The 22,204-nt window shown below is 55.1% G+C and carries 23 protein-coding genes; 7 read left to right on the forward strand and 16 right to left on the reverse strand.

The genetic code is table 11. The features are described 5' to 3' along the window. Positions 1-109: 109 nt before the first annotated feature. The gene (locus tag QZ305_RS06220; protein ID WP_294730863.1) at positions 110-1,033 is read right to left on the reverse strand and encodes a hypothetical protein; all 924 of its coding nucleotides are present in this window, start codon (positions 1,031-1,033) and stop codon (positions 110-112) included. A 61-nt stretch (positions 1,034-1,094) separates the two neighbouring features. Between QZ305_RS06220 and QZ305_RS06225 the strand changes: the two genes are divergently transcribed. Then, a complete protein-coding gene (locus QZ305_RS06225) occupies positions 1,095-1,994 on the forward strand; it encodes an AEC family transporter (protein ID WP_294730864.1) in 900 nt (299 codons plus the stop codon). Between the two features lie 69 nt (positions 1,995-2,063). Further along, positions 2,064-2,591: a GNAT family N-acetyltransferase gene (locus QZ305_RS06230; RefSeq protein WP_294730865.1), complete on the forward strand. Its 528-nt coding sequence runs from the start codon at positions 2,064-2,066 to the stop codon at positions 2,589-2,591. A 144-nt stretch (positions 2,592-2,735) separates the two neighbouring features. On the opposite strand, the gene QZ305_RS06235 is transcribed toward QZ305_RS06230, so the two are convergent. Together QZ305_RS06235 and QZ305_RS06240 are read right to left on the reverse strand one after the other, a co-directional pair. After that, on the reverse strand, positions 2,736-3,473 hold the full coding sequence (locus tag QZ305_RS06235) for a type 1 glutamine amidotransferase (protein WP_294730866.1): 738 nt from the start codon (positions 3,471-3,473) through the stop codon (positions 2,736-2,738). After that, entirely contained in the window at positions 3,470-4,789 is a 1,320-nt protein-coding gene (locus QZ305_RS06240; protein WP_294730868.1) for a MurT ligase domain-containing protein, read from the reverse strand. Before QZ305_RS06240 ends, QZ305_RS06235 begins: the two co-directional genes overlap by 4 nt. 99 nt (positions 4,790-4,888) lie before the next feature. Between QZ305_RS06240 and purC the strand changes: the two genes are divergently transcribed. From purC to QZ305_RS06255, 3 genes are all read left to right on the forward strand, one after another. Continuing rightward, the gene (purC, locus tag QZ305_RS06245; RefSeq protein WP_294730870.1) at positions 4,889-5,608 is read left to right on the forward strand and encodes a phosphoribosylaminoimidazolesuccinocarboxamide synthase; all 720 of its coding nucleotides are present in this window, start codon (positions 4,889-4,891) and stop codon (positions 5,606-5,608) included. Beyond that, positions 5,608-7,044 (forward strand): adenylosuccinate lyase, encoded by a 1,437-nt coding sequence (gene purB / locus QZ305_RS06250; protein ID WP_294730871.1) that lies wholly within the window; start codon positions 5,608-5,610, stop codon positions 7,042-7,044. The genes purC and purB overlap by 1 nt, the downstream gene beginning before the upstream one ends. 163 nt (positions 7,045-7,207) lie before the next feature. Beyond that, positions 7,208-7,744, forward strand: a complete 537-nt coding sequence (locus QZ305_RS06255) for a TetR/AcrR family transcriptional regulator (protein ID WP_294730873.1) — start codon at positions 7,208-7,210, stop codon at positions 7,742-7,744. Between the two features lie 166 nt (positions 7,745-7,910). On the opposite strand, the gene QZ305_RS06260 is transcribed toward QZ305_RS06255, so the two are convergent. The 13 genes from QZ305_RS06260 to truB form a co-directional block, all read right to left on the reverse strand. Continuing rightward, positions 7,911-8,765, reverse strand: coding sequence for an Mrp/NBP35 family ATP-binding protein (locus QZ305_RS06260; RefSeq protein WP_294730874.1), 855 nt, complete (start codon positions 8,763-8,765; stop codon positions 7,911-7,913). Between the two features lie 84 nt (positions 8,766-8,849). Next, positions 8,850-9,548, reverse strand: a complete 699-nt coding sequence (locus QZ305_RS06265; protein WP_294730875.1) for a tRNA1(Val) (adenine(37)-N6)-methyltransferase — start codon at positions 9,546-9,548, stop codon at positions 8,850-8,852. Further along, positions 9,535-10,758: a DNA polymerase IV gene (gene dinB, locus QZ305_RS06270; protein WP_294730877.1), complete on the reverse strand. Its 1,224-nt coding sequence runs from the start codon at positions 10,756-10,758 to the stop codon at positions 9,535-9,537. Before dinB ends, QZ305_RS06265 begins: the two co-directional genes overlap by 14 nt. Next, a complete protein-coding gene (gene recN / locus QZ305_RS06275) occupies positions 10,733-12,382 on the reverse strand; it encodes a DNA repair protein RecN (protein ID WP_294730879.1) in 1,650 nt (549 codons plus the stop codon). Before recN ends, dinB begins: the two co-directional genes overlap by 26 nt. After that, on the reverse strand, positions 12,379-13,101 hold the full coding sequence (locus tag QZ305_RS06280) for a TlyA family RNA methyltransferase (RefSeq protein WP_294730881.1): 723 nt from the start codon (positions 13,099-13,101) through the stop codon (positions 12,379-12,381). The genes recN and QZ305_RS06280 overlap by 4 nt, the downstream gene beginning before the upstream one ends. Continuing rightward, a complete protein-coding gene (gene dxs, locus QZ305_RS06285; RefSeq protein ID WP_294730882.1) occupies positions 13,098-14,960 on the reverse strand; it encodes a 1-deoxy-D-xylulose-5-phosphate synthase in 1,863 nt (620 codons plus the stop codon). Before dxs ends, QZ305_RS06280 begins: the two co-directional genes overlap by 4 nt. Before the next feature lie 42 nt (positions 14,961-15,002). Further along, positions 15,003-15,833 (reverse strand): polyprenyl synthetase family protein, encoded by an 831-nt coding sequence (locus QZ305_RS06290; RefSeq protein WP_294730884.1) that lies wholly within the window; start codon positions 15,831-15,833, stop codon positions 15,003-15,005. Then, positions 15,826-16,032, reverse strand: coding sequence for an exodeoxyribonuclease VII small subunit (gene xseB, locus QZ305_RS06295; RefSeq protein WP_294730885.1), 207 nt, complete (start codon positions 16,030-16,032; stop codon positions 15,826-15,828). The genes QZ305_RS06290 and xseB overlap by 8 nt, the downstream gene beginning before the upstream one ends. Before the next feature lie 3 nt (positions 16,033-16,035). Next, on the reverse strand, positions 16,036-17,451 hold the full coding sequence (gene xseA, locus QZ305_RS06300) for an exodeoxyribonuclease VII large subunit (protein WP_294730886.1): 1,416 nt from the start codon (positions 17,449-17,451) through the stop codon (positions 16,036-16,038). Next, complete coding sequence (nusB, locus tag QZ305_RS06305) at positions 17,448-17,837, reverse strand: transcription antitermination factor NusB (protein WP_294730887.1); 390 nt, start codon at positions 17,835-17,837, stop codon at positions 17,448-17,450. The genes xseA and nusB overlap by 4 nt, the downstream gene beginning before the upstream one ends. 51 nt (positions 17,838-17,888) lie before the next feature. Beyond that, entirely contained in the window at positions 17,889-18,218 is a 330-nt protein-coding gene (locus tag QZ305_RS06310; protein ID WP_294730888.1) for an Asp23/Gls24 family envelope stress response protein, read from the reverse strand. Between the two features lie 133 nt (positions 18,219-18,351). Further along, the gene (gene ribF / locus QZ305_RS06315; RefSeq protein WP_294730922.1) at positions 18,352-19,311 is read right to left on the reverse strand and encodes a riboflavin biosynthesis protein RibF; all 960 of its coding nucleotides are present in this window, start codon (positions 19,309-19,311) and stop codon (positions 18,352-18,354) included. After that, on the reverse strand, positions 19,311-20,165 hold the full coding sequence (gene truB, locus QZ305_RS06320) for a tRNA pseudouridine(55) synthase TruB (RefSeq protein ID WP_294730923.1): 855 nt from the start codon (positions 20,163-20,165) through the stop codon (positions 19,311-19,313). The genes ribF and truB overlap by 1 nt, the downstream gene beginning before the upstream one ends. A 117-nt stretch (positions 20,166-20,282) precedes the next feature. Here truB and QZ305_RS06325 point away from each other — a divergent pair, with 117 nt between their 5' ends. After that, the gene (locus tag QZ305_RS06325; protein WP_294730889.1) at positions 20,283-21,047 is read left to right on the forward strand and encodes an ATP-binding protein; all 765 of its coding nucleotides are present in this window, start codon (positions 20,283-20,285) and stop codon (positions 21,045-21,047) included. 147 nt (positions 21,048-21,194) lie between these two features. Beyond that, on the forward strand, positions 21,195-22,196 hold the full coding sequence (locus QZ305_RS06330; RefSeq protein WP_294730892.1) for a VanZ family protein: 1,002 nt from the start codon (positions 21,195-21,197) through the stop codon (positions 22,194-22,196). The last annotated feature ends 8 nt before the right edge of the window (positions 22,197-22,204 follow it).

Here is a 22,204-nt window from a genome sequence, read left to right on the forward strand (position 1 = left end):
TCTGGAGGCTCTGGCAGTGGTGTGCTTCGACATCTAGGTTGTTTTCAAATTAAAAAAAGGGCATCTTTGCGAACAACAATGCCCCGAGATCATCCATGAAGATCTGATCTCAATATGGAATATACAGCTCCTGGGAATACCCGAGAGACGCTGAGTTCAAATCAATAGTCAGAGACTTGGGATTGTAATTGGCAAAATCCGGAATCACACCCTCAAACGTGAAATCCACGGTACAGGGCAGACTCATCTCAGGATCAAGATAGAGACATTCATACCCCGAGGCTGTCCCTTCATAAGATTCGGTTTTCGGAGCCATTCCATCAGTTTTGAAATCGACTTTGCGGATTTCATCCAGGCTCATATCCGCCAGATTCCCCTTGTCTTTATAATCGGAAAGTCGAATGCCAGTCAGATGACACAGCGGAGTAATGTACGGAACAACAAGCCGGTCATCTGTTTTGTTTTCATAGGTGATGATCAGACCTTTTACATACGAATTTCCATTTTCATAACTGTATTCTGCATTTGACGCATCCACCCGGAAAGCAAAATCCCTGTCTTCATACAGAGTAAACTTCTCCTCCTCGGAATACGTTACGTTTTTATCGGAAATCTGCCGCAGTCTGACAGCATCGAAGGGAATGAATCCCCCGTTCCGGGAAAACAGAAGCCCTATATGTTTCTGGTCATTGTTGGGATATCCCGTATAGCCATAGACAAGCGTGGAATGAGACGGCTGGACAGATTTCGCAATGATTGTCTGCTTCCTGTCGATTGCATGAATCTCATCATTTGCTTCGTCTGTCACCTTGAAAGAAAGAGAGTCCATGGGATACGCTTCCTGCGACTGATTGTCGACAGAAGCAAGATAGTAATAATACACTGTATTCGTTGTCTGATTCGTGACCTTCAGGGCATCCATCAGCTTGAATGAAACGTCATCCTTCAGCATCACCGCCGGATCCCGGCTGCTGCAGGCACCCAGAGACAGAGCAGTGACTGCGGCCAGAATGACCGCTTTGACTTTTTTCATTTTCCAACCTCCGTTCATCAGGGAATTTTATCAGAAAGGGGCCCGGATTGACATGTTATCCTTGCAGCTTGAAATCTTTCTTCTGTTGGCACTTGGCTGGTTTCTCGCCAGTCGCAGAATTCTTGCCAGGAACACCAGGGATCAGATCACCTCGCTGGTGCTCAATCTCGTATTGCCGGCATCCATCATCCGTTCCTTTGAACTGGATCTGACCTGGGAACAGTTCACGACGCTGTCTGCAGTTCTTTTCTGCTCCATTGGCATCCAGATTCTGTATTCCATCGCTGCAAAACTGCTGTGGAGAAAAGAACCGGAAAACCACAGAATCAACCTTTGCTACGGGACACTGGTTTCCAATGCCGGTTTCATGGGGATGCCCATCTGTGAACAGCTGTATGGCAGCATCGGTCTGCTGTGTTCTTCCATCTTTCTGATCCCCCAGCGCATTGTCATGTGGAGTGCGGGACTGTCACTCTATACCGCCGCAGACCGGCGTACTGCCATTCGGAAAGTTCTGCTTCACCCCTGTATCATCGCCCTGGAACTGGGTGTTGTGATTCTGGTTCTGAGAATGAACGGCATTGGTCTCCCGGACTGTCTGGACCGCACGATCGGAGCAGTTGCCAGCTGCAACACAGCTCTGTCCATGATGATGATCGGCGGCATGATGGCTGATGCTGACAAACAGGACGTTTTCTCTCCTGTGGTTCTCGTGTATTCGTTTGTACGGCTGCTGTCTCTGCCGCTCATCATCTGGGGATGTCTCTCTCTGCTTCCTGTCAGCCGGCTGGCTCTGCAGGTCTGCGTCGTACTCTCTGCCATGCCGGCAGCCAGTACCACAGGAATGCTCGCCCAGAAATACCATCGCAGTCCCGCATTTGCTTCCAAACTCATTTTTGTCTCCACTCTGTTCTCCATGGGTACCCTGCCATTGATTTCCTGGCTGGTATCGCTGATCTGACCTGGAGGATCCCGGACTACTTTAAGCCTGTATTGGCCATAAGCGGCATCAGATGGTATAGTCATTTTTATGAAACTGAAACAAGCACAGACCAGCCAGGACCTGCAGCTGGTCGAACAACTATATGATCAATCCTTTCCGGACAGTGAACGCAAACCCTTTGACATGATTCTCTCCATGCAGAAAACCGGAAACGCAGACATCCTGATGATGATGGATCCGGACTTCTGCGGTCTGCTGATCACCATGAAAGACAAAGAAGTCATGCTGATTGACTATCTGGCTGTGGATCCGGAAAAACAGAGCCGGGGGTATGGCTCCCGGGCACTGAGTCTTTTCGGGGAGCAGTTTCCGGATCAGCCGGTTGTGCTGGAGATTGAAAATCCGGAAGGCACGGCACCGGACAGTCAGGAGAACCGTCGTCTGGCATTCTATCGCCGAAACGGCTTCAGCGTTATGGATTACACTGTCCTGCTCTTTGATGTCCCGATGAAAATACTTGTCCGCCGGGGAAGCATTTCCTTCCAGGAATATCAGTCTTTCCTTCTGCGCCGCCTTGGATCCTGGGCTCTGGAGCACATTCAGCTGACTGGCTGATTCTGTCCGCATCCCATCAGGCGGTCCTCATGTCTGATCATGCAAAAGGTCTCTTTCCCGCAGATTCTGTCTATGAATCAGGAAAGAGACCTTTTTCGTTTTCTGTTCAGCGGCTGTCCGGATTTCAGGAATCCAGCCTGCCGGTTATTCTGTAAGCCCCAGTTTTCGGCGGACCTGTTCTCTGGCCAGCTGTGCAACACTGTCATCCAGCGGTTTCAGGTCTTCCAGCCGGAAGGAAGGATTCCGTTTCTGCATGGCTTTGACAATGACGAAGTCCGCAACATCCGGATTCTTCGGCAGCAGCGGTCCATGGATGTATGTCCCCAGCATATGGTCATCCAGATACCCTTCAAATCCTGCATCGAAGCTGTTGCCGCATCCTTTGATGACTTTTCCCAGAGGATGTGTGACATGGCAAGTCTGGCCGCCATGGTTTTCAAATCCCATGATTTCTGTGGTGCGGCCATCCAGCTGGGCTTCAATGACGATATTCCCGATGCAGCGGGCACCGGCTTTTCCCGTATCTGTATAGTAGGAATGAAATCCCAGTCCATCGATTTTCGTACCGTCTGCGGCAATATAGTATTCACCGAACAGCTGATATCCCCCGCAGATCAGAAGCGCAAAGGTGCCTTCGTCCATGGCTTTCCGGATATTCTCCCTGCGGGCCATCAGGTCCGGAATCAGCTGCAGCTGTTCCTTGTCTGCGCCGCCTCCAAGAAAGATCAGGTCATAGTCACACAGGTCCGTTTCATCGCCGATGCCAATCTTGTCCACCTGGCAGGGAATGCCTCTGTCTTCACACCGTTTCTGCAGAACCATGATATTTCCCTTGTCACCGTACAGATCCATGAAATCGTGATAGAGCCAGGCGATTTTCATTTTCGAACCTCCTCCAGAATGGCGTTTCTGGCAGGTACCAGAGCCGTATAGGTGGCAACCACATAAATCACATCTCCGGCAGCTGCCGCTTCATGCACCGCTTCTTTCAAATCGGAAACCATGTGCAGAGGACCGGTCCATCCACCATACTGCATCCGCAGTCCCATATCCCCGGACCTGGTTCCCGTACACCAGATTGCCTGTGTGGCGGGATTCATGAATTTCTCGAAATGAGTGTCATAAATCCAGCTGACATCCCGGCCGTCCTGTTCCCTGTCGTTGAGGACGATCACAATCTGCTTCAAAGCCGGATCCCGTTCAATGACTTTCATGACTTCGTTGGCGCCGGTGGGATTTTTCACCAGATTCAGCACGATTCTTCTGCCGTCTGCTTCAAAGGTTTCATTTCTTCCGGCCGGCTGCGGAGCATGCCGGAAGACAGCCTCTGCTTTGGGAGCCGGAATCCCCAGAAGCTTGCCGAGAGCCAGGACAGCAGCGGCATTGTACATGGAGTAAAGCCCTTCATAAGGGTTGTGAAATGTACTGCCATTCCAGGCAAATGTTCCCGCAGCGAGATCGATATCCTCCAGATTCACGTCAATTGTGTCAGGGGTGCCAAATCCGCAGGCTTCACAGCGGAACCGGCCAATATGCGAATACTGATACCAGTCATAGACCAGAGGACGGGAGCAGCGGGGACAGAACTTGCCCTCGGCTGCTTCGCCGGTGACTCTGGTGCTTTCCTGATTTCTGGCCACGCCGAAAGTCACCACCGAAGCCTGCGGTGCCTTGTCTGCCAGACGCATCACATTAGGATCATTGGCATTCAGCACCAGCGTTCCCTGAAACGGTTCCAGCACTCCTTCGATGGATTCTATGAGCTGTTCCATTTCCCTGGCTCTGTCCAGCTGATCCCGGAAGAAATTGGTTACCACAAGAGCGGTGACAGGCAAGGCCGGAAGTATGTATTTTACATTCAGTTCATCGGTCTCCAGGACCGCTGCTGTGGCTTTGACGGTGCCGGACAGACTTGTGCGGGAGAGCAGAGCTGTGGCAATCCCTTCCCGCAGGTTGTCTCCCTTGCGGTTGGTCACCACGTCATAGCCTGCCTCCTGAAGAAGATCGGCAATAAGGTTGGCGGTACTGGTCTTGCCGTTGGTGCCAGTCACCACCACAACCGGACCGGTGATCCGGATTTTCGACAGAATCTGCGGATCGATTTTCAGGCCGATCTGCCCCGGCAGAGATCCGCCCCGGCCGGCAAAAGACAGCAGCCAGCGGGACAGCCGGACCGCTGCCACAGATAGATTTTTCATGAAGCGCCCTCCAAAACTGCCTTTTATTATACCTTGCCCCTCCGTATAATAAAACATGGTCAGCCCGGCTGACTGTGGAAGGAATCTGAAGGAGGAACCATGAAACAGCTCGAACAGATGTACGAAGGCAAAGCAAAAAAAGTGTTTGCGACAGATGACCCTGCACTGGTGATTGTGGACTACAAGGATGATGCAACAGCATTCAACGGTCTGAAAAAAGGCACCATCACCGGCAAGGGCGCCATCAACAACCGCATGACCAACTACCTGATGAAACAGCTGGAAAAAGCAGGCATTCCCACCCATTTTGTGGAGGAAATCGATGACCGGAAAACCGTTGTCAGGAAAGTGGACATCATTCCTCTGGAAGTCATCATCCGCAACCGGGCAGCCGGCAGCTTTTCCAAACGCCTGGGCATTCCTGAAGGGTCTGATCTGCTCTGCTCCACCCTGGAGTTTTCCTACAAGGACGATGATCTGGGAGATCCGCTGATCAACAGCTACATGGCAAAAGCCATAGGTGCGGCAACTCAGGAAGAGATCGATACCATTACCGACTATGCCTTCCGGGTCAATGATTACCTGAAAGAGTTCTTCAAGGGCATTGGCATTGAACTGATTGATTTCAAGCTGGAGTTTGGCAAAACCGCAGATGGAACCATCGTACTGGCGGACGAGATTTCTCCGGATACTTGCCGCTACTGGGACATCGAAACCGGTGAACACCTGGACAAGGACCGTTTCCGCCGGGATCTGGGAGATCCGGAAGGCGCATACAAAGAAGTGTTTGCCCGGATGGGTTTCACGGAGGCTGAATAATGGCCGACCATTCCATCTGGTCTTCCCCGCTGTCAGCCCGCTATGCTTCCCGTCCCATGCAGGAGCTGTTTTCCGATGACAAGAAATTCAGCACCTGGCGCAGACTCTGGGTGGCTCTGGCAGAAGCCGAACAGGAGCTGGGTCTGGACATCACCGATGAACAGATTGCCCAGCTCCGGGAACACATTGACGACATCGATTACGAGACAGCCCGAAAACGGGAGGCCGAGGTACGTCACGATGTCATGTCGCATGTCTATGCCTATGGACAGCAGTGTCCGGACGCCAAAGGCATCATTCATCTGGGTGCCACCAGCTGCTATGTGGGGGACAACACCGACCTGATTGTCATGCACGAGGGTCTGGAACTTCTGCAGAAGAAAATCGTCAGTGTACTGGCACAGCTGCGGGAATTTGCTCTGAAATACAAAGATATGCCCACCCTGGCGTTTACGCATTTCCAGCCGGCACAGCCCACGACTGTGGGCAAGCGGGCAGCGCTGTGGGCACAGGATCTGCTCATGGACTACGAGGAAATTCAGTATCTGCTGAACAACAGGAAACTGCTGGGGCAGAAAGGCACAACCGGAACCCAGGCCAGTTTCCTGGAACTCTTTGAGGGAGACGAAGAAAAAGCCAGCCAGATTGACGGACTGATTGCCGCAAAAATGGGCTATGACAAAGTTTTCCCGGTTTCCGGCCAGACCTATACCCGCAAATATGACACCCGTGTACTCCATGCCCTTTCCGGCATTGCCCAGAGTGCACATAAATTCAGCAACGACATCCGGCTTCTGCAGCACATGAAGGAAATAGAAGAGCCCTTCGAAAAGAACCAGATCGGTTCCAGTGCCATGGCTTACAAGCGCAATCCCATGCGCAGCGAGCGGATGGCGGCTCTGGCGAATTTCGTCATGTCAGACGCTATGAACCCGGCCATGACCGCCAGCACCCAGTGGTTTGAGCGGACTCTGGATGACTCCGCCAACCGCCGTATGGCTGTAGCCGAGGCCTTTCTGGCAACAGACGGCATTCTGGATCTGTATCTGAACATCACAGACGGACTGAAGGTTTATCCCAAGGTGATTGAAGCCGATCTTCTCCGGGAACTGCCTTTCATGGCTACGGAAAACATCATGATGGATGCTGTGAAAGCCGGTGGCGACAGACAGGAACTGCACGAAGCCATCCGGGAACATTCCATGGAAGCAGCCAGGCAGGTCAAGGAGTTTGGAAAGCCAAACGACCTGGTGGACCGGATTGCCGCTGATCCCCGGTTTGGCCTGAGCCGGGAACAGATTCTGGAGGCAATGGATCCTTCCCGTTTTGTCGGCCGTGCACCGGCTCAGACAGAAGCCTTCTTCCGGGAATATGTGGTTCCGGTACTGGAAGCCAATCAGGACGCACTGAATCTTTCTGCTGAAATCAATGTCTGAATGACCGTTCAGGGGATGCTGTGCATCCCTTTTCTGTACCCTGCCGGATCTCAGCAGTCCCGATTTTTCATTTATTTTCAGTTAACATATTTTGCCTGGGGCAGTTGTCAGGCCATTTGTCTCTTTATGGCGTATACTGAATTTGAAAAAAGGTGACTTAAACATGACAAGACAAAGGAAGACCAGCGAATTTCTGAGGACCTGCATATTTGAGGCGCTGATGCTGCTGCTGGACCAGAAGAAATACGAAGATATCACTATTTCGGAACTGGCTGAGAAAGCCGGCGTCTCGCGCATGACGTATTATCGGACTTATGAAAACAAGGAAGACGTCGTCATTCAGTTTCTCAAAACCCGTACCGACAGACTGCTGAAACAGTTCGATGAAGGAAACTATCAGAACCGGTATGAATGGTACAAGGAAATCTTTGAAGAGATTCTGGAACAGAAAGAGATTAACTACAAAATACTGAAAACGCCCCAGCTGTGTGCTGTGGCTCTTGAGCATTTCAACAACTTTGCAAAAGTGCTTCTTCCCCGGGTGTACAAAATCGAAGGTGACTCCACCGCCATGCACAACCGGATCATCTATCAGACAGGCGGATTTGTGTTTCTGATGTCCCACTGGGTGCTGGACGGCTGCCGGCAGAGTCCGGAAGAAATGGCGCACCTGCTGGATGGATACATTCACAACCAGTAACTGCTGTCTGTTTCTGTATACGAATACAGCCGGAACCATTCCGGCTTTTATTCGTTTTCTGTTTTGATCGTGATATTCCATTAAAAACAGGCATGGCCTGGAATCCGTGAGATTCTCAGTGCCATGCCTGTTTTGCATCATGAAGCCATTGGATTGCACGCAGGACTCAGGCTTTTCCAGCCGGTTTGTCCTCCACGTCTTCCAGAAGCTGAGCCGCCACATCTTTCATGTATCCATCCACCTGCGCACGGCTGCGGAGGTCATATCCCTCATATCCATTCACATCCCGGATGAGATCCATCATGGGAAGTGTACCATAGAGTCTCAGACCCGTGGATTCCAGGAAGCGGTTCAGTTCATCGGTGTTGTAGAAATCAATCCGCTCACTGCAGTGCGGGCAGTCCAGATACGCCATGTTTTCCACAATTCCCAGCACCGGTACATGCATCTGCTCGCACATGTGCACAGCCTTGGATACAATCATGGACACCATGGGCTGCGGAGTGGACACCATCACAACACCCTGTACCGGCATCTGCTGCAGAATCGTCAGAGCCACATCTCCGGTTCCCGGGGGCATATCGATCAGCAGCACATCCAGATCTCCCCAGATCACATCGGTGTAGAACTGCTTGACCACATTGCCCACGATTGGTCCGCGCCAGATCACGGGATCATCTTCGTTCTTCAGCAGATAATTCAGAGACATGACCTCAATCCCTTCCGGTGTCTTGACCGGAATGATTTCATTTTCTCCGGTGGCATAGGCTTTCTCGCCTTCAATGCCGAAAAGCCGGGGAATGCTGGGACCGGTGATATCCGCATCCATGACACCCACACGCAGCCCCAGCTGACGGAATGCACGGGCCAGCAGGACGGTCACCGTGGATTTTCCCACACCACCTTTGCCGGAAAGCACGGCAATGACATGCTTGATATGATTTTTCGGATTCGTCTGCACCGAGCACAGCGAACTGTCCTTGGAGCAGTTCCCCTTGGATGGGCATCCTTCACAGGACATACTTCATTTCCTCCTTCTGACTGTCAAAGTGTATCATACACTGTCCGCTGGTGCGCTGCAAAGCAGAAGGGTGCAGCCAGGCCATCAGCGGGCTTCCCCGATCCAGCGTGGTGCCATGACCTGCACTCCTGCCGGACTGCCGCCCTTTCTCGCTTCCACCAGCAGTGATTTGCACCGGTCATCCCGTCGGTCATACACAAGCTGAATCCGCCGCACACCAAGATTCTCCTTCTGCAGGGCAGTCAGAATTTCCTGCAGTCTGTCCGGACGGTGAACCAGATACAGCCGCCCTCCGTCGTCCAGAAATCCCGCTGCGCACCGGCAGAGATCCTCCAGGGTCAGATGGAACTCTGCCCTTCCCTGCTGCCGCAATGTCAGGGGAATGCGGAGATCCGAGGCATCCAGTGCGAAATACGGTGGATTGGAAATCACCACATTGGCTTTCAGATCCCGCACCTCCTGCACCGGCATTTCCAGGATCTGCCAGGGACTGTTGCACCGGGCAAGATTCAGCCGGGCAACCTCTGCGGGTTCATGCAGCAGTTCGATGCCTGTCATCTTCGAAGGGGAGAATTGATCCGCATAGACCAGCAGAACGCCATTGTTGGTGCCTATGTCGATGACCGACTCCTGCGGGCGGATCTCCATGAATTCTGCCAGCAAAGCTGTATCTGTGTTGAAGCGGAAGTGATCCGGATGCTGCCAGATGCGGCGGTCCGGATCCAGAAACCAGTCCTGGCGCAGCTGGCCGGTTTTCCGGCAGCTGTTGTCACTGCTGCTCATCTTTTCCCTCTTTCTGCTTCGTTTCCCCGCTCAGACCGGCTGTGCTGTCAGCTTTGCTGCGCAGCAGATCCCCGGCTGTGGTAAAGACTGACTGGTCGAATTTCCGGTTCAGCAGATTCACCACATCTCTGGCAGTATCCTGAACCGGTTCGAAAATCGTCGGCTGTTCCATAATATGTTCGGCATTCTGCAGCGAGCCCATGGTCACACCCATGTGGCGGTAACCGGCGGATTCGAAGTTCTGTTCCACAATGGACTGCACCGCTTCATACACCGGCTCAAACTGATTGGTGTACCTGTCCAGGGACCGGGACCGGACTTTGTTCCGGAAATCCACATCCCGGAAGACGACACTGACCAGCATGCCCTTCTGCCCGTCTTTCTGCAGCCGTCTGACCAGTTCCCGACAAAGATCCCTGGCAAAACTCAGCGCTTCTTCCAGCGTGTAGATATCCACATTCAGCGTCCGGGATACGGATACCGATTTGTGTGTGGAAGAGAATTCCAGTTTGTCAGAACCATTTCCTCTGGCCCTGGCAATCATGGACAACGCATTCTTGCCCAGAATACGTCGGACAGCCTGTTCATGAACCGGATCCGCCAGCTCGCCGATGGTATCGATCCCCTCCCGGCGGAGAAGCGGTACTGTTTTTTTTCCAATCCCCACCATCGAGCCGATATCCATCGGCCAGAGCTTCACCGGCACTTCTGATTTCCGCAGAACCGTGATTCCCATGGGCTTTCGCATGTCACTGGCCATTTTCGCCAGAAACCTGTTGGGCGCCACACCGATGGAACAGCGCAGTCCCAGCTCCTCATATACGGCGGTCTGGATCGCCACAGCCAGATCCAGCGGCCGTCTGTACCGGCGGATGGTGTCCGTAACATCCAGAAAGCACTCATCAATGGAAACAGGTTCCAGCATGGGAGAGTAGCGGCGCAGCAGACGGAAAAAATCCCCGGAGAGCTTTCGGTAGTAGGCATGATCCCCGGGGACGATGATCAGATCCGGATACAGCTGTTTTGCCTGGAACACCGGCATCGCCGAATGAATGCCCAGGGCTCTGGCGGCATAGTTTGCCGTGGACAGAACTCCCCGGGAAGACAAAGAGCCCACGGCCATGGGCTTGTCTTTGTATTCCGGATGACGGAGTTCTTCCGCGCTGGCAAAAAAGGCGTTCAGATCAATGTGAAACAGAACACGTGCCATTCCGGACCTCCTTCTGCAGTTCCCGCATGCCATCCACCGCCTGTTCTGTGGCGTGACCGTGGGCCATGACTGCCAGTTCCCTGAGTGTGTCATCCGCATCCAGGCGGCTGACGTGTGTTGTGGTGGAATCCTGTCCGGCTTCCTTGGATACACAGAAATGACTGTCGGCCCAGACTGCAACGCTGGCCAGATGGGTGATGCAGAGAACCTGCCGGCTTTCCGACAGCCGGTGCATTTTGGATCCCATGGCCAGCGCCACCTTGCCTGAGACACCGGTATCGATTTCATCAAAGATGATGGTGTCAATGCCATCCCGGGTCTGGAACACGGTTTTCAGCGCCAGCATCAGGCGTGACAGTTCACCGCCGGAGGCAGACTGTTTGACGGGTGTCAGGGGCTGTCCAGGGTTCATGCTGGCCATGAATGTGATTTCATCCAGACCGTTTTCTCCGGGTGTCTTTTCACTGCGGCGGATTTCAAAACGGGCATGCTCCAGCATCAGGTCCCGGGCATGAGAGAGAATCTGCTGTTCCAGTTCCGGTATCACGGCCATTCTCGCCTCGGACAGGGCTCTGGCTTTTTCCGCATAGACAGCCAGGGCTGCCTTTCTCTGTTTCTCCAGTCTTTCAAACAGATCCTGCCGGTGCAGAATGCGGTCCACCCGCTGTTCCAGTGCCTGCCGTTTTTCCATCATGGATTCATAGCTGCCCCCGTATTTCCGGTACAGCCGCTTCAGCTGATATTCCCTGTCCTGCATGGCATCCAGATCCCGGGCCTGATCCCGCACGCTGTCCAGCTGGTCTTGGGCTTCTTCTCCCACCGACTCCAGCTGAAAATACAATGACTGGATTTCCCCGCTTCGACCGGCCAGACCGGGGTTTCGCTTCATGACCCTGGCCAGCTCGTAGACGCTTTCCAGAATGCCTCCGTCCCGCTTCAGCAGACCCAGGATCTCCCGGACTTCCTCTTCGGTCTTCTGGGATCGGCTGGCGGATTTGATGGCTTCCTGCAGCTGGTCCAGTTCTCCCGGGCGGGCTTTGGCAGCATCGATTTCATTGAGCTGAGAGGTCACAAAGTCCAGTTCTTCATCGGAGTATGTTTCGTTTTTTGCCTGTACAAGCGCCTGCCGGGCTGCCGCATAGGCTTTCCAGGCTTCCTGCACCCCGCTGCGGTCTGCCCCGGCATACTGATCCAGCAGTTCCAGCTGAACAGCCGGATCCATCAGCTGAATGGTATCCATCTGAGAGTGAATATCAATCAGTCTGGAGGTCAGGCGGCGGATGAAGTTCAGTGTGGTGATCTGTCCGTTGACCCGGACCTGAGACTTGCCTGCCGCACTCACCGTTCTGGTAATGGTCAGAACATCCTCCGGCTCGAAGCCGTTTTCTTCCAGAAGCGCGTCGGCTGCCGGACTGGAGGTCAGAACCATGCGCAGCACAGCTTTGTCTGCTCCCTGACGGACCACATCGCCCTGGATCCGGCCGCCGCACAGATAGCCGATGGCATCGATCAGCAGCGATTTCCCTGCTCCTGTTTCTCCGGTGATGACAGACATCCCGCTGTCGAAATCCACCGAAGCTTTGTCGAACAGAATGTAGTTCTGTACAGTGATCTGTTCAATCACGGCTTTCTCCTTTCCCAGGCATACAGCATGGCTTCCCGGTTTCCGCTGCGCCCGGGAAGAATGTCATCCACGATCCGGACGTGGGCAAAATGCTGCAGAAGCCAGCTCTTCATGTCCTGAATGATCCGGCTGCGGATCCGGTCATCCCGCAGGACACCATGCTTGTTCAGCGCTGCCGGTCCGCATTCAAACTGCGGTTTCACCAGGACCGCCAGATGCCTGACAGGCAGCTGCCGGAGAACGGGATCCAGGACCGAAACAGCAGAAATGAAGGAAACATCCATGCACAGAAAATCCGGTGTTTCCGCCAGGTCCGATGCTTTCAGATTCTTCGCATTGAACCCTTCCATCTTCACCACCCGGGGATCATGATCGAGACGTTCGGCCAGCTGCAGATGCCCCACATCCAGGGCATAGACCTTTCTGGCACCTTCCTGCAGACAGACATCCGTGAATCCCCCGGTACTGGCGCCGATATCCAGCACCACCTGGTTCTCCAGCCGGATGCCGCATTCATCCACGGCTTTCTTCAGCTTGGCCCCGGCGCGGGAAACAAAGTCCTGCGCCGCAGGCAGCACCGTGACTTCCTCCGGATCTGCCACATCCAGGCTGGCCTTGGTGACTGTCCGGTTTTTCACCTGCACTCTGCCCGCCTTGATCGCATCCTGGGCCCGGGCTCTGGACCCCAGCTGTTCAGCCAGCAGTTTGTCCAGTCTCATGACTGCGCACCCCTGCGGGATTCCAGCCAGTCAAAGAGGTCCTCCAGCGAGATTCCCTCTTCCCGGCGCAGTGTCCGGACACTGCCGTGAGGAATGAAGGCATCCGGCAGCCCGATGACATGAAAAGCCGGAACCGGTCCGTCCTGGCCGGCCAGTTCGTCCCGGATGGCAGAGGACAGTCCCCCCTGGGATACATCGGTTTCAAACACCGTGACCGGCAGTCCGGCAGCAAAGATCTCCCGGAGCATGGTTCTGTCCACAGGCTTGAAAAACCGGGCGTTTACCACCCGCAGACCCATGCCGTTGATCCGGGCTTTTTCCCGCACCCGGTCCACTTCAGGTCCATAGGTGATCACGATCTGCTCCGGTTTTCCTTCATCAAAACTGGTCCAGGTGCCGGTTTCGATCTTCTCCAGCTTCTCCTTGCGCTGATGCAGGGCAGATCCCCGGGGGTAGCGGATAAAGCAGGGATCTTCATTGCAGAAGGCGGAATACAGCAGATCCTGGGCCTCCGGGGAATCCTTGGGCTGACAGATGACGATATCCGGGATTGTCCGCAGAAAGGCAATATCGTAGATTCCCTGATGAGTATCTCCGTCCTCGCCCACCAGTCCCGCCCGGTCCACACCGAATACCACCGGCAGATGCTGCCGGGCGACGTCATGCAGCACCTGGTCATAGGCCCGCTGCAGAAAACTGGAATAAATGGAGACAAACGGCCGCAGTCCGCCGGCTGCCATACCCCCCGCTGCTGTCACCGCGTGTTCTTCGGCAATGCCGCAGTCAAAAAAACGGTCGGGAAACCGCGCCGCAAACTGCAGCAGTTTGGATCCGTTGGCCATGGCCGGCGTGATCGCCGTGATCCGGTGATCGGATCTGGCCAGCCGGCTGAGCGTATCCGCGATGATCATGGACCAGCTCTCTTCTCCGGGACAGCTGCTGCTCCGGAATTTTCCCGTCACCGGATCAAAAGGCGGCACGCCATGCCACTGACCGGTTTTGTCCTGCTGCGCTGGAGCGAATCCCAGTCCCTTTCTTGTCCGGACATGCACCACCACCGGACCCTTGTGTTCTCTGGCGGTTTCCAGGGTGCGGATCAGCTCCGGCAGGTTGTGACCATCCACCGGTCCCAGATAGTCCAGGCCGAATTCATGAAACAGGCCGCCGTCCACCAGATTGTCCCGGAGCACATCCCGGATCGTGGACAGACTGTTGAGCAGCACCGGACTCGGTTCCAGACCGGCTTTCACATCCCGCTTGACAGTGCGGTAGGTTCTGGAGGAGCGCAGACTGGTCAGATGGTTCTTGAACCCGGCGTGATTGGGGGAAATGGACATGTCATTGTCATTGTAGACAATGATCAGTTTTTCCTTCCGGGCGCCGATGTTGTTCAGGGCTTCCATGGCCATGCCGCCGGTCAGGGCACCATCCCCGATGACAGCAATGACTTCTCCTTCCTGCTTCTGCAGGTCTCTGGCCACAGCCATGCCCATGGCCGCCGACAGCGACGTGCTGGAGTGACCTGCTTCCCAGGGATCATGTTCGCTTTCTTCCCGCTTCTGAAATCCGGAAAGCCCGTGCCGCTGACGCAGGGTACCGAATTCCGGTGCCCGGCCTGTGAGGATCTTATGCACGTAGGACTGATGTCCCACATCGAAAATCAGCTTGTCCCGGGGGGATTCAAAGACATAATGCAGTGCCAGAGTCAGTTCCACGATTCCCAGATTGCTGGACAGATGTCCGCCGGTCCGGGACAGAGACTGAATCAGAAAACTGCGGATGTCACCGGCCAGCGTTTCCAGCTGGGGCATGGACAGCTGTCTGATCTGTCCGGGATTCTTGATATCCAGTATCCGCATAGGGCCTCCTTCCATAGATGCCGTTGTATATCTGCCGTCCGGTCAGCGGGAGCGGTTGAGAAGCTGATCGAAGACCTGCAGCAGTCTGTCCGGTTCCATATGCAGGGATCTGGCCAGCAGGCGGATGCGGCTGTCCAGGTCCTTCACCATATCCCGGGCGGGATTCAGTCCCAGCGTGCTCACAAAGGTGGATTTTTCCCGGTCTCTGTCCGAAAGGGATTTTCCCATGGCTTCTTCCGTGCTGGTCACATCCAGAATGTCATCCTGGATCTGGAACTCGATTCCCAGCATCAGCCCGATGTCCCGCATGGTTTCCTGATCCTCTTCATGTCCCGCCAGCACAGCTGCCATTTCCAGTGCCGCGGCAATCAGACAGCCGGTTTTGTAGCGGTCAATGTCCTCCAGCTGGGCAAAGGTGATGTCCCGGGCGCCTTCTGCGCCAAGATCCAGCGTCTGTCCCAGGATCATGCCTTCTGCTCCGGCATTCCGGCTCAGGATCTCCACCAGTTCGGGAACTTTGCTTCTGTCGCAGCCCAGAACGGTTTCAAATGCCTGTGTCAGCAGGGCATCACCGGCCAGAATGGCTGTGGCTTCGTCAAAAGCCCGGTGAGTGCTGGGACGGCCGCGGCGCAGGTCGTCGTCGTCCATGGCCGGCAGATCATCGTGGATCAGCGAATAGGAATGGATCATTTCCAGAGCAGCTGCCGCCGGATACCCCGCCTGCCGGGGACAGCCGTAATCCTCCAGTGCCGCCAGCAGCAGCGCCGGACGGATCCGCTTGCCCGGTGCCAGCAAAGCATAGCTCATCGCCTGCCTGGTCCGGGAATCCGGCTTGTCCATGGTGCGCTGCAGCCAGGTCTCAAAATCACGCATCGGCGGCGGTCTCCACGATCAGGGTGTTCATTCTGTTTTCGAAAGCCTTGAGCTGCACCTCGCATTGCTGGGTCAGCTTCAGTCCTTCTTCAAAGAGTTCCATGGCTTTTTCCAGTTCCAGATTCCCGGAGTTCAGCTGCCGGACGATTTCGTCCAGCCGGACCATGGCCTGCTGAAAAGTCAGCTGTTGTGTTTCCATTGTTTATCGTTCCTCCTGATGCAGACTGCCGGATTCCGCCTTGGGATCCAGTCCGCAGACTGCGTCTGTTTCCTTCTCTTTTCCGGCACCGGCTGTTTGCCCGATGATACTGGCTTTGACCTGCCCGTCCTGCAGACGGATATCCACCAGGCTGTCGGCAGCCGCCTGAGAGACACTGGTCATGATCTGCCCGTCAATGGTGACCATGGCATAGCCTCTGGCCAGTACCTTCAGCGGGCTGTAGGCATCCAGCAGCGAAGCCGTCCGGGAAAGCCGGTCCCTCTGCGCTCTGGCAAATTCCCGGATGCCCCCCTGCAGCGCCTCGTCCAGCTGCTTCAGCCGGACAGATTCTGTCTGTATGCGCCCCCGGGGATCGTGACGGCTCAAGTCCAGCCGCAGCGTTGTCAGCCGGCTGTTCTGTGCAGCCGAAAAAGCCGTCTGCGCCGATTTCAGCTTCATGAACGCCGCCTGCAGTTCCAGTTCCTTCCTCTGTCCCCAGGCCAGGGGATCCGCCAGATAGGGATTGGACTGGTACTGCAGCAGCTTGGCTGCCGCCTGATCCATCCGGCTGTTCATGCTCTGGATCAGCTGCGCCCGTTTCTGCTCAAACCACTGCATCACTTCGTTCTGATCCGGTGTGATCCATTGTGCTGCGGCTGTGGGCGTCGCCGTCCGGTGATCCGCGGCGTAATCTGCCAGAGTGGTATCCACTTCGTGTCCCACCCCTGTCACCGTGTAGGTTTTCATGCGGGCCAGCCGCCGGGCTATGGCTTCGTCATTGAAACAGAACAGATCCTCGAAACTGCCGCCACCCCGCACCAGCAGGATCGCATCCAGACCCGCATCATCCGCCTGATCCAGAGCCCGCAGAATGCTGGCAGGTGCCTGTTTGCCCTGCACCGTCGCCGGAAACAGAAACAGTTCGGCCATGGGCCATCTGCGGGCAATGGTCGTGCGCACATCCTGCAGAGCCGCGCCTTCCTTTGCGGTGATGATTCCGATTTTCTGAATGCCCCTGGGCTTGGGGCGCTTGTTCATCGCAAACACACCCTCGGCTTCCAGCTTTTTCTTCCGCCGCTCCAGCTCCAGGTACAGCTCCCCCACACCATCGGGCTTCAGCGCACGGACATAGAACTGAAGACTGCCCCGCTGTTCATACACGTTGATTTCCCCGCTGGCCAGCACAGACATGCCTTCCTCCAGGGGAAACGTCAGTTTCTGCACATAGGAGCGGAACATGACACAGGTCAGTTCACTGGCTGCATCCTTGATGGAAAAGTAGTAATGGCCGCTGCGGTGTTTGGTGAGATTGGATACCTCTCCCTGGATCCACACCCCGTTCAGACGCAGATTCTGCTGCAGCGTGGTTTTGATTCTGGTGACCAGCGCCGAAACCGGCACCACCAGCTGTTCGCTCATAACCGGTCCAGAATGCCGTTGATCATCTTGAAGGAATCTTCATCGGAATACTTCTTGGCCAGACTCACTGCTTCATTGATGACCACCGCCTTGGGCGTTTCATTGTACAGGATCTCCTGCATGCTCATCAGCAGGATCGCCAGATCCAGCTTCGACAGACGGTCCACCGACCAGTCGCTGCGCAGCATGCTCTGCAGCTTCTCCGTCAGTTCCTCTTCATTTTCCACAGTCCCCATCGTCAGCGCGAACAGATATCCGTCGATCTGATTGGTCCTGGTGATGTCAAACACCGCAGCGCGGATGTCCTTGTCCATAAGCAGGTGCTGGTACAGAGCCTCCATGGCGATTTTGCGCATTTCACTGCGCGACAGTTTTCTTGTGTCCATATTCTTACATTCTCCCGTTATCTAAAAAAAGGAAATCCTGCGATTTCCCTGTTAAAACAAGAACCCTACGACTTCGATTTCGATGGACTCGGGTTTGTAGTCCGTCATGTACGAAATGCTTTCAAAGATCTGGTTCTGCAGGCTTGCGCAGATATCTGTGACATTCGTGTTGTACTGGATCTTCACCGGAACCGTCAGCCACAGCTGATTGTCTTCGATTTTTGTCTGCACACCGCCCTTGAACGGTTTTGATCCCTCGAACAGCTGCACATTTTCCATCTCATCGATCACATTCGTGGCAATGGTGGAAAACACGCTCCGGTTCAGGTTGATCGTTCCCAGAGAATCTCTGGAAGGTAACTGTATAAATTCTTTTGCCATGCTTTCACCTGTTTCTACGCAGTCATTTTATACCACAATGAGCTTCCTTGTCACGCACTGGTCCCGGATCGCGGCCTGCAGGGTGCATGGACCTGCTCTTTCGATGCCGATGAAGGCAGGGCATCATGATGCCTCAGGTTCCCGACTTCTCATCCGCAAAGATATGCAGCGGATCGGGATCATGTCCCTGCAGCACCATCAGGGATCTCTCACGGTCCTGTTCCAGCTGCTGTTTCAGCTGCGCCGGACTCTCAAAGCGGATTTCCCCCCGGAGTCTTTCCGAAAAGAAGAAGCGGACCTGACGGTCATACAGATCCCCGGAAAAACCGAAAAGACAGGCTTCCAGCGTCTGATGCCCGTTGCCGAAGGTGGGATTGCTGCCCACATTGATCATGGCCGGATACATACCGGCATCTGTCCTGACAAAACCGGCATAGACACCCGCCGCAGGTATGATACAGCCGGGTTCCGGTTCCAGATTGGCGGTGGGAAATCCCAGAAGACGGCTGCCGCGACCGTATCCGTGCACCACCGTCCCCGGAATCGAGTAGTCCTGTTCCAGCATCCGGGCTGCAGCCTGCACATCACCGGCCCGGATGGCTGCTTCGATGCGGGTGCTGGATATCTTGCCGTCTGTGTCCCTGACGGCTTCCACAACCGAATGCGCAAACCCGGCAGCCGCCAGAGACTGCACATCACCGGCATTCCGGGCGCCATAATGGAAATCAAACCCGGTGACTATGTAATCCGCATGCATCTGCTCCAGGACCCGGTGAAACCCATCCGGGGAAAGAGCCGCAAAGGACCGGGTGAATTCCACAATGAGGAACAGATCCGCACCCAGCGTCCTGGCTGTCTGCTGACGGTCTGCCAGGGTCTGAATGTGATCCAGCGGGTCGTCCGGGCGGAAAATCGTCCAGGGATCCGGATCAAAGGTCAGGACCCCCCAGGGCAGTCCCAGCTGTCTGGCCTTTTCGGCTGCCTCTTTCAGCAGAGCACGGTGTCCTTTGTGAAACCCGTCAAAGAATCCCGCTGCCAGAACCGAATGCGGCAGATCGGGAATATCTGTATAGGGAAACCGGCAGATCTTCATCACCAGAGCCCCCTGGCACAGGCAAACACATCCCCGTGGTCCCGGTCATAGACAGCCAGTGCATGTCCGTTTTCATCCAGAATCAGCACTCTGTCTTCTTCCAGATCAAGATGAAGATGCCTGCCGTTGCGTACATCCTGCAGTGAAACCTGATCTGCGCCGATCTGCGGCAGGGCGTCAAGGGCGGTTTCCACGGGATGAATCCGGTGCATTTCCTGGTCCAGGCTTTCCGCCTGCTCCAGTGTGAATCCTCCGGCTCTGGTCCGCCGCAGCGACTGCATGTGACCGCAGTTCCCTGTGGCTCTGGCCACATCCCGGCACAGCGCCCGGATGTAGGTGCCGGAGGAACAGGCGACCCGGAATGTCAGGGATTCCTCATCCAGCACTTCGGTTTCATAAATGGTCACATCCGCATAGACCGGCGGGACTTCCTTCCCCTGTCTCTGATACTCCAGAAGCTTCTTGCCGGCGATTTTCTTGGCGGAAGTGGCAGGCACCAGCTGATGCTGCCGGCCTTCAAACTCCTTCAGCACCGCCGCCAGAGAGAAGTCCCGGTTCACCGGTTTTTCGCAGGTCACCTGGCCGGTGGCATCATCCGTGTCTGTTTCCGTTCCCAGAGCCAGCCGGGCAATGTATTCCTTGTCTGTATCCGGGAAAAACTGCAGACACTTGGCTGCCTTGCCTGCCAGGATCACCAGCACTCCGGATGCGTCCGGATCCAGTGTGCCGGTATGGCCGAATTTTTTCTGTTTATACTTGCGGCGAAGCCGGGCAATGACATCGTGACTTGTCATACCGGCCGGCTTGTCGATCACCAGAATCCCGTCCAGAGATTCTGTCTGTTTTTCTTTCATCGCTATCACCGTTCCTATTTTACCGGTTTTGTTCCCGGATGAAAGACGCATTCGCCCGCGGCTTTACCTTTGCGGACAATCCTGTCAGAATCTGTGGGAACAAGGAAGGATACAACCATGAAAATACAGACCATTCTCCGGGGCATCCGGCAGGCAGACAAACGGTTCGGGCTGATCCAGCCCGGTGACAAAATCGCAGTGGCACTGTCCGGCGGCAAGGACAGCATGCTGCTGCTCACAGCCCTGCGGCAGTACCAGAAATTCCCCCATACGGATTTTGAGCTGGTGGGAATTCACGTGGATGTGGGATTCGAGGAATTCGACCATGATCTGATGACAGAGTACTGCCGGAAAAACGACCTGCCGCTGCATATCGAAAAAACCAGGATTTTCCCGATCCTGCAGCTGGAGAAAAACCGCGGGACACAGGGACAGATCCAGTGTTCCCTCTGTTCGAAGCTGAAAAAGGGAGTCCTCTTTGAAACCGCAAAAAAGCTGGGCTGCAGCAAGGTCGCCTTCGGCCACCATGCCGATGATGCCATAGAGACATTTTTCATGAACATGATCCACGGATCCAAAGCCGCCACCTTCCAGCCGCTGCAGTACATGTCCCGGATGCAGATGGATCTGATCCGGCCCATGGTGCTGCTGCGGGAAAGCGAGATCATTCAGGCCTGTCAGGACAACGGGATCCCCAGCGTTCGCCGCGTCTGCCCCAATGACGGCTTCACCCAGCGTCAGAGCATCAAGGATGACCTGGAACTGGTCTACCGCAAGTATCCCATGGCCCGGGACAACTTCCTGACGGTTCTCTCCAACTGGGATGAATCCGGATTCTGGCATGATGCGGCCGGTTCTGGAAACAGACCGGATCAGGACTGAGGCCAGTCTGCTTTCCGTCAGGACCACAGTTCAAAATCCGGCCAGCTGCCCGTTTCCGGCAGCTTTTTTCGTCCCGCTGCCTGCGGTTTCCTGGCAGATGTCAGCAATGTAAGAGACCGGACAGTCCGGACAGGATACGATGCAGCCATGAACGAGTATATTCAGGTGATCCGGGATTCCTTTGTCTGGTTTCCCTTTGTCGCGCTGCTGTTTACAGCGCCCTATGCATTCTACAACTACCACAAATACGGATCTCTGTGGTCTTTCCGGATTCTGGTGGTCTATTCTCTGATTCTGTATCTCATGACGGTGTATTTCCTCGTGATCCTGCCCCTTCCCAGCCGGGAAGCTGTGACACACATGACCGGCCGGGAAATGAATCTGGATCTCTTCGGCGTCCTGCGGGATTTCCTGAAGGAAATGCCCTCTCATGGCATCTGGCACAATCCCGCCCTGTGGCAGTTTGCCTTCAACATCCTGATGCTGGTGCCGCTGGGCATGTACCTGCGGTACTGGTTCGGGTTCAGTCTGGGAAAAAGCCTTCTGATCTCCTTTGGCCTGTCGCTGTTCTTCGAGCTGACACAGCTTTCGGGTCTGTATGGACTGTATCCCCGCCCCTACCGGCTCTTCGATGTGGATGACCTGCTGGCCAACACGCTGGGCGGCCTGCTGGGATGGGTGGTGATGGGACCAGTAATGAAAATCCTGCCCGCCCGGTCCCAGGTGGATGCCGCCAGTCTCAAAGCCGGTGAACACGTCTCGGCTCTTCGCAGGATTCTGGCCGCCTTTGTGGATGGACTGTGCCTGGTTTTCACAGTCTTCTGGTGCGGTCGCTGGTGGCCGGAGATGATCACGCTGTATATCCTGATCTCCATGGCCTGCGGACGTACCCTGGGGATGATGACTGTTTCTTTGCAGGTGGAATCCGGTCACGGGCTCACCGGCCGGCTGCTGCGGGGTATATTCAGTCTGGCAGGGCTGCTCTGGCTGCCGCTGCTGGCTGCCAGACTGTGGTTCCCCTTTGATTTTGCCGGGATCCTGTTCTGGCTGCTGCTGTGTCTGAAGGAATCAGCGGATCTGATCACCGGACACGATCCCTGGTATGACACCTGGACAGACAGCAGAATTGTTTCTTCCATCCGCCAGTGATAGATTGA

This window comes from uncultured Faecalibaculum sp. (genome assembly GCF_910588395.1).
In the GTDB taxonomy this organism is placed as follows: Bacteria; Bacillota_I; Bacilli_A; order Erysipelotrichales; family Erysipelotrichaceae; genus Faecalibaculum.

Coding starts and splice junctions, on each gene's coding strand:
- QZ305_RS06220 (WP_294730863.1), bottom strand. CDS start 1,033: ATGAAAAAAGTCAAAGCGGTCATTCTGGCCGCAGTCACTGCTCTGTCT.
- QZ305_RS06230 (WP_294730865.1), top strand. CDS start 2,064: ATGAAACTGAAACAAGCACAGACCAGCCAGGACCTGCAGCTGGTCGAA.
- QZ305_RS06235 (WP_294730866.1), bottom strand. CDS start 3,473: ATGAAAATCGCCTGGCTCTATCACGATTTCATGGATCTGTACGGTGAC.
- QZ305_RS06240 (WP_294730868.1), bottom strand. CDS start 4,789: ATGAAAAATCTATCTGTGGCAGCGGTCCGGCTGTCCCGCTGGCTGCTG.
- purC (WP_294730870.1), top strand. CDS start 4,889: ATGAAACAGCTCGAACAGATGTACGAAGGCAAAGCAAAAAAAGTGTTT.
- purB (WP_294730871.1), top strand. CDS start 5,608: ATGGCCGACCATTCCATCTGGTCTTCCCCGCTGTCAGCCCGCTATGCT.
- QZ305_RS06255 (WP_294730873.1), top strand. CDS start 7,208: ATGACAAGACAAAGGAAGACCAGCGAATTTCTGAGGACCTGCATATTT.
- QZ305_RS06260 (WP_294730874.1), bottom strand. CDS start 8,765: ATGTCCTGTGAAGGATGCCCATCCAAGGGGAACTGCTCCAAGGACAGT.
- QZ305_RS06265 (WP_294730875.1), bottom strand. CDS start 9,548: ATGAGCAGCAGTGACAACAGCTGCCGGAAAACCGGCCAGCTGCGCCAG.
- dinB (WP_294730877.1), bottom strand. CDS start 10,758: ATGGCACGTGTTCTGTTTCACATTGATCTGAACGCCTTTTTTGCCAGC.
- QZ305_RS06280 (WP_294730881.1), bottom strand. CDS start 13,101: ATGAGACTGGACAAACTGCTGGCTGAACAGCTGGGGTCCAGAGCCCGG.
- dxs (WP_294730882.1), bottom strand. CDS start 14,960: ATGCGGATACTGGATATCAAGAATCCCGGACAGATCAGACAGCTGTCC.
- QZ305_RS06290 (WP_294730884.1), bottom strand. CDS start 15,833: ATGCGTGATTTTGAGACCTGGCTGCAGCGCACCATGGACAAGCCGGAT.
- xseB (WP_294730885.1), bottom strand. CDS start 16,032: ATGGAAACACAACAGCTGACTTTTCAGCAGGCCATGGTCCGGCTGGAC.
- xseA (WP_294730886.1), bottom strand. CDS start 17,451: ATGAGCGAACAGCTGGTGGTGCCGGTTTCGGCGCTGGTCACCAGAATC.
- nusB (WP_294730887.1), bottom strand. CDS start 17,837: ATGGACACAAGAAAACTGTCGCGCAGTGAAATGCGCAAAATCGCCATG.
- QZ305_RS06310 (WP_294730888.1), bottom strand. CDS start 18,218: ATGGCAAAAGAATTTATACAGTTACCTTCCAGAGATTCTCTGGGAACG.
- ribF (WP_294730922.1), bottom strand. CDS start 19,311: ATGAAGATCTGCCGGTTTCCCTATACAGATATTCCCGATCTGCCGCAT.
- truB (WP_294730923.1), bottom strand. CDS start 20,165: ATGAAAGAAAAACAGACAGAATCTCTGGACGGGATTCTGGTGATCGAC.
- QZ305_RS06325 (WP_294730889.1), top strand. CDS start 20,283: ATGAAAATACAGACCATTCTCCGGGGCATCCGGCAGGCAGACAAACGG.
- QZ305_RS06330 (WP_294730892.1), top strand. CDS start 21,195: ATGAACGAGTATATTCAGGTGATCCGGGATTCCTTTGTCTGGTTTCCC.